We start from the raw sequence: 6,210 nt of genomic DNA, 5'->3' as shown, positions 1-6,210 counted from the left end.
ACGCTGACCGCCAGTGCCGCCGCACCGATCAGCAGCAGCGACCGCACCGGCACCTTCTTCGACGGGATGGCGGTGCTGGGCTCGACGCGGGCCAGCGCGACCGGCACCAACATGGCCATCAGGCCCGTGAGCACCGCCATCGCCACGAAGGCCCAGCGCCACAGGCCGAGCTGCGCGAACAGGCCACCCGTCGTGGGGCCGACCACCGTCGCCACGCCCCACATCGCCGACACCAGTGCCGAGCCACGCGTCCACAGCACGCGCGGCAGGGCGGAATTGATCACGGCGTACCCGAGGCCGGCCAGCAGCCCACCGGCCACGCCCTGCAGGGCACGCCCAGCTATCAAAACCTGCATGTTCGGCGCCGCCGCGCAAACCAGGCTGGAGACACCGAACACGGCGAGTCCGGTCAGGTAGGACGAGCGCGCCCCCGCGCGCAGCAGCATCGGATTGACCATCGCCGCGGCCACCACCGACCCGACCAGGTACAAAGTCGTCACCCAGGCGTACAGCCGGCTGCCGCCGATTTCGGCGATGGTGTTCGGCAACAAGCTGGTGGTCAGGAACTCGTTGGTGGCGTACAGGGCCACTCCGCCGGCCAGCAGGATGGAAGTCCTCAGGTACCTGGCTCCCAGCAGCTGATCCCAGCCGCCGGTGACGGTCGCGGTGTCGGTCACCCCTCTACCGTATGGGGTGTCGCGAGAGTGACGATCCGAGATCCGCTGCCAGCAAACTCATTTCAGGCCGGCGGCGTCCATCCCCCGCAGTTCCTTCTTGAGGTCGGCGATCTCGTCGCGGAAGCGCGCGGCCAGCTCGAACTGCAAGTCCCGCGCTGCGGCCATCATCTGCTCGGTGAGGTCCTTGATCAGGTCGGCCAGTTCGGCGCGCGGCATGCTGGTCGTGTCGCGGCCCTCGAACACGCCGGCGCTGACGGCGCGGCCCGGCTCGCCCTGGGCGCGCCGTCCCCGGGAGGAGTTGCGTCCGGAGCCGCCGATCCCCACCGTTTCCGTGTCGTCGGCCTCGCGATAGACCTGGTCGAGGATGTCGGCGATCTTCTTGCGCAGCGGCTGCGGGTCGATGCCGTGGGCCTCGTTGTAGGCGATCTGCTTGGCCCTCCGCCGTTCGGTCTCGTCGATCGCCTCCTTCATCGAGTCCGTGATGGAGTCCGCGTACATGTGCACTTCGCCGGAGACGTTGCGGGCGGCCCGGCCGATGGTCTGGATCAGGCTGCGCGAGGACCGCAGGAAGCCTTCCTTGTCGGCGTCCAGGATCGCCACCAACGACACCTCGGGGAGGTCCAGACCCTCGCGGAGCAGGTTGATGCCGACGAGGACGTCGTAGTCGCCCAGCCGCAGCTGGCGCAGGAGTTCCACCCGGCGCAGGGTGTCGACCTCGGAGTGCAGGTAGCGCACCCGGATGCCCATCTCCAGCAGGTAGTCGGTCAGGTCTTCGGCCATCTTCTTGGTCAGCGTCGTGACCAGCACCCGCTCGTCGGCCTCGGTGCGCTTGCGGATCTCCCCGATCAGGTCGTCGATCTGTCCCTTGGTCGGCTTGACCACCACCTTCGGGTCCACTAATCCGGTCGGCCGGATCACCTGCTCGACGAACTCGCCGCCGGCCTGGCTGAGTTCGTACGGGCCGGGCGTGGCCGACAGGTACACCGTCTGCCCGATCCGGTCGGCGAACTCCTCCCACGTCAGCGGCCGGTTATCGCACGCCGACGGCAGCCGGAAGCCGTATTCGACCAGGTTGCGCTTGCGGGACATGTCGCCCTCGTACATGCCGCCGATCTGCGGCACCGTGACGTGCGACTCGTCGATGACGAGCAGGAAGTCGTCCGGGAAGTAGTCCAGCAGGGTCGCCGGCGGCGAGCCAGGGCCGCGACCGTCGATGTGCCGCGAGTAGTTCTCGATGCCCGAGCAGAAGCCGACCTGACGCATCATCTCGATGTCGTAGTTGGTGCGCATCCGCAGCCGCTGCGCCTCCAGCAGCTTGCCCTGGCCCTCCAGCTCGGCCAGCCGCGCGGCCAGCTCCTCCTCGATCGTGGAGATCGCGTGGGCCATCCGCTCCGGCCCGGCGACGTAGTGCGTCGCCGGGAAGATCCGCAGCGAGTCGACCTGCCGGATCACGTCGCCGGTCAGCGGGTGCAGATAGTACAGCGCCTCGACCTCGTCTCCGAAGAACTCGATGCGCACCGCCAGCTCCTCGTAGGACGGGATGATCTCGACGGTGTCGCCGCGCACCCGGAACGAGCCGCGGGTGAAGGACAGGTCGTTGCGGGTGTACTGCACGTCGACCAGCAACCGCAGCAGCGCGTCGCGGGGCACCTCGGTGCCCACGCGCAGTTCCACGGAGCGGTCCAGATACGACTGGGGCGTGCCCAGGCCGTAGATGCACGACACCGACGCCACCACGACGACGTCGCGCCGCGACAGCAGCGACGACGTCGCGGAGTGCCTCAGCCGCTCCACGTCGTCGTTGATCGAGCTGTCCTTCTCGATGTAGGTGTCGGTCTGCGCGATGTACGCCTCGGGCTGGTAGTAGTCGTAGTACGAGACGAAGTACTCAACCGCGTTGTGCGGCAACATCTCTCGCAGTTCATTGGCCAGCTGGGCGGCCAGCGTCTTGTTCGGCGCCATGACCAGCGTGGGCCGCTGCAGCCGCTCGATGAGCCACGCGGTGGTGGCCGACTTCCCCGTGCCGGTGGCGCCGAGCAGCACAACGTCGCGCTCCCCCGCCCTGATGCGGCGTTCCAGCTCGTCGATGGCGGCCGGCTGGTCGCCGGCGGGCGCGTGCGGGCTGACCACCTCGAAGTGGCCGCCCACGCGCACGACCTCGTCGACCGCGCGGTATTCCGAATGGGCGAGTACCGGATGTTCCGTGGCGAAAGCCATGCCACCAGGGTAGAACCGTCCACCGACAAGTGTCCCGTGCCGGGCGAGCGCAGCCACATCCGTCACATGAGCCACCGAGTTGGAAGGACAAGACGATTCCCGAACTCGATAGCGCGGGCGATATCAAATCCGAGAAGCGCCCATTGGTTCCGACAGCCGCTATCCCGCGGGACGCGTCCAGGTCCGGGTGACGGGGTCGCACTGCAGCAGATAGCCGTCGTTCGAGGTGGTCATCGCGAACACCGAAGTGCCGGGCCGGTCGCACGAGCTGCCGGAGGCGTGCACGCCCATGGTGATCGGCGCCTTGGCCCAGCTGTTGCCCTCGCAGACGATCTGCTCGCTGTTGGTGGGGTCGTAGGCCAGCTTGCCGGTGTCGCCGCACAACCCGCCGAGCACTGGCGGCGCCGGGGCCGACGCGGCCGTCGAGGTGCTGATGGCCTGGGCGGGGTCGCTCAGGTTCACGCCGGCCGGCACGTCGCCGACCCGGGTCGCCACCACCGGCACCCGCACCACCGCGCCCTGGGCGCCGCACTCGTTGCTGAGCACGGTCTCGGTCACGGTGCCGCGCAGGGTGCCGTCGGCCTGGGGCGCCAGCGACCAGGCCAGGGTCTCCTGCTGGGTGGCCCCGATCTGGCTGTTGGGTTGGGTGCAGCTCAGCCGGTCCTGCTGGGGGGCGCCCTGCCAGTAGCCGCCGACGAAGTGCAGCGTGTCCGTCTTGCCCCCGTCGGCCGCTTGGTGGGTGGCGTTGTCCAGCCGGGTCCCGGTGGCCGCGCATCCGCTGGCGGTGCACGCCGAACGGAAGGCCCACCAGCCGGTGGCCGGGCCGTCGTGGCGGATGGCGACGCCGTTGGTGGTCCGCTTGCTCTGGTCGTAGTCCAGTTTGTAGCTCCCGTTGAGCACCGGTCCGCCGGGGCCGGCCGGCGCGGCACTCGGCGCGGGGACGGACGGCTTCGACGCGAGGGCCGGGTTGCCCGGCGGGGCGTCCGGCTCGAACGAGTACAGCACCGACCAGGTGGCTGCCACGGCGATGAGCATCGCGCACACCAGCCCGACCGCCCACCGCGCCCGTGCGGAGAACCGGTGGTTCATCGCCGCCGCGACGGCGCGCGGGCCGCGCTGCCCGGCCGTCAACGCCGCGGTTCGGGGACCGGCTTCGGCGACGTCGTCAGACCGCTCGCTGACGGCGGCGGCAAACGCGCGGCACCGCTCGAACCTGTCCCCTGGCCGCTTGGCCAGGGCCCGGCGGAACACCTCATCGAGATGCGCCAGCTCCGGGCGGTAATCGCTGAGCCGGGGCGGCTCCTCGTGCAGGTGCTGGCTGATCACCGCGATCGGATTCGAGTGCTGAAACGGCGGCGTGCCGGTGAGTAGATGGAAAGCCGTTGCGGCCAAGGCGTATTGGTCCGCCCGCCCGTCGATGTTGGATCCCGTCAACTGTTCTGGGGCGGCATAGGCCACCGTCCCCACCGCGACATTGGTCTCGGTGATCCCGCTGATGTCGCCCAGGTGACGCGCGACACCGAAGTCCGCCAACAGGATTCGGCGTTCCCCGCCTTCCGGATGGGTGAGCAGGATGTTGGCCGGTTTGACGTCGCGGTGCAGCAGCCCGCGGTCGTGGGCGTAGTCGAGGGCGCCCGCGACGGCCTGGACGATGCCGCACACCTCCCGGATCGGCATCCCGTCGTGATAGCGCTCTTTCACCAGCCGGGAGGCGTCGGTGCCCTCGACGTAGTCCATGGAAATCCAGAGGTGGCCGTTGAATTCGCCGCGGTCGTGCACGCCGACGATGTGGGGATGCCACAGCGTCGCGGCGAGGTCGGCCTCGCGGTTGAACCTTTCGCGGAATTCGGGATCGGCCGTGACCGCCTCCGCCAGCACCTTGATCACGTCGCGACGCGGCAACCGGGGGTGCAGTGCCAGATACACCTCGGCCATGCCCCCGGCGCCCAGCTGCCGCAGGATCGTGTAGCCCGCGAACGGTGCCCCGCCGGTTATCGACGGGCGGGACCCGTCGGCCTGCCGCGCGGCCCCGGGCTCGACGCTCGGGGTCGAGCTGACCGGAGGAACGCGGCGGAACAAATGTGAGATCGTCACCGCGGGCAGCGACTGAAAACCCGCGCGCACCGCCGCACCGGCCTTTCGCGGGTTGCTCAGCAGCCGCCGCCCGGCGCCGATGCGCCGGGTAGTCCCCTTGTGTTCATCCATCTATGGCTTCGCCCCCTCGTCCTTCGCCCATCAGGGCTTCGCGATTGGGCCTGCACCCCCTTACGTCTAGATCATGCCGGATCGCGGTGGGGCATTCGTCTCCGCAAGCTATGAACCGGTTATGAGTGGCGGCCTCGAAACATAGCGAAATCACAGGCGATCCCAATAGAGACCACTCACCGGGCGCACCGATACTTGAGTGGTGACTCGACCCGCCCCGCCCATCCTGACGATTAGGCACGACGGGTCCCAACGATCCTTCGCGGCCGGCCACGAGGTGGTCATCGGTCGCGACGTCGAGGCCGACGTGCGGATCGCCGATCCACGGATCTCGCGTGCACACCTGATCCTGCGTTTCGACCAGGGCCGCTGGCTGGCAATAGACAACGGGTCGCTGAACGGCACCTATCTCAACGGCTACCGGATGCCGGTCATCGACATCCACGACGGCCAGAGCATTCACGTCGGCAATCCGCGCGGACCCCGGCTGACGTTCGCCGTCGGACCGCAGCAGGGCTACACCAACCGGCCGGGCAGGACACGGCCGAGCCCCGAGGCCGGTCCGCCGACGCTGGCGTGGTCGGCGCTTCCCGAGCGGACGAATCCCACGCGGCCGCCGGTCCGGCCGCGACCGCTGCCGCCCAGGCCGGCGAGACCGCCGAATTCACCGCACAGGCAGCCGATTTCGCCGCAACACCAGGCGCCACCGCCGCCCCCGAACGTGCCGCGCGGCACACCACCCGACGAGCTGACCGTCGTGCACGCCCCGGCGCCTCAGCCGGTCGCGACGCCGCCCGCCGAACTCACCGTGGTCGACGCCAAGACGGCCGACGTGTCGAACCTCGCTACGCGGTTTGTGAAGTTGCTTTCACCGCGCTCGTCGGCCGCCGCGGGCAGCCCGGGCGCCATGACGATCGGGCGCGCCGCGGAGAACGACATCGTGGTCTCCGACGTGTTGGCCTCACGGCGGCATGCGACGTTGGTGCGGACGCCGCTGGGCACCGAAATCCGGGACAACAGCATCAACGGAACGTTCGTCAACGGCACCCGGGTCGGGTCGGCGATCCTGTCCGACGACGACGTCGTCACCATCGGCAACGTCGACCTCGTC

4 protein-coding genes are annotated in these 6,210 nt (G+C 69.3%); 1 reads left to right on the top strand and 3 read right to left on the bottom strand.

Annotated features, from left to right (window positions below):
- The 3 genes from A5709_RS15570 to A5709_RS15560 all read right to left on the bottom strand — a co-directional run.
- Positions 1-677 (bottom strand): MFS transporter (locus tag A5709_RS15570; protein ID WP_156768068.1); only part of this gene is annotated, 677 nt, incomplete at its 3' end.
- Positions 678-734: 57 nt separating this feature from the next.
- Positions 735-2,894 (bottom strand): excinuclease ABC subunit UvrB, encoded by a 2,160-nt coding sequence (gene uvrB, locus A5709_RS15565; RefSeq protein ID WP_068120659.1) that lies wholly within the window; start codon positions 2,892-2,894, stop codon positions 735-737.
- Positions 2,895-3,053: 159 nt separating this feature from the next.
- The gene (locus tag A5709_RS15560; protein WP_068120657.1) at positions 3,054-5,099 is read right to left on the bottom strand and encodes a serine/threonine-protein kinase; all 2,046 of its coding nucleotides are present in this window, start codon (positions 5,097-5,099) and stop codon (positions 3,054-3,056) included.
- A 199-nt stretch (positions 5,100-5,298) separates the two neighbouring features.
- Between A5709_RS15560 and A5709_RS15555 the strand changes: the two genes are divergently transcribed.
- A partial coding sequence (locus A5709_RS15555) for an FHA domain-containing protein (RefSeq protein WP_156768067.1) occupies positions 5,299-6,210 on the top strand: 912 nt, incomplete at its 3' end.

Origin of the sequence: Mycobacterium sp. E1386 (genome assembly GCF_001672745.1) — a bacterium.
In the GTDB taxonomy this organism is placed as follows: domain Bacteria; phylum Actinomycetota; class Actinomycetes; order Mycobacteriales; family Mycobacteriaceae; genus Mycobacterium.
Note: the sequence above shows the minus strand (reverse complement) of the source record. Positions and strands in the feature narration are given on the sequence as shown.

Bases quoted from the DNA above. Each gene is read 5' to 3' on its own strand.
- A5709_RS15560 (WP_068120657.1), bottom strand. From the start codon at position 5,099: ATGGATGAACACAAGGGGACTACCCGGCGCATCGGCGCCGGGCGGCGG.
- uvrB (WP_068120659.1), bottom strand. From the start codon at position 2,894: ATGGCTTTCGCCACGGAACATCCGGTACTCGCCCATTCGGAATACCGC.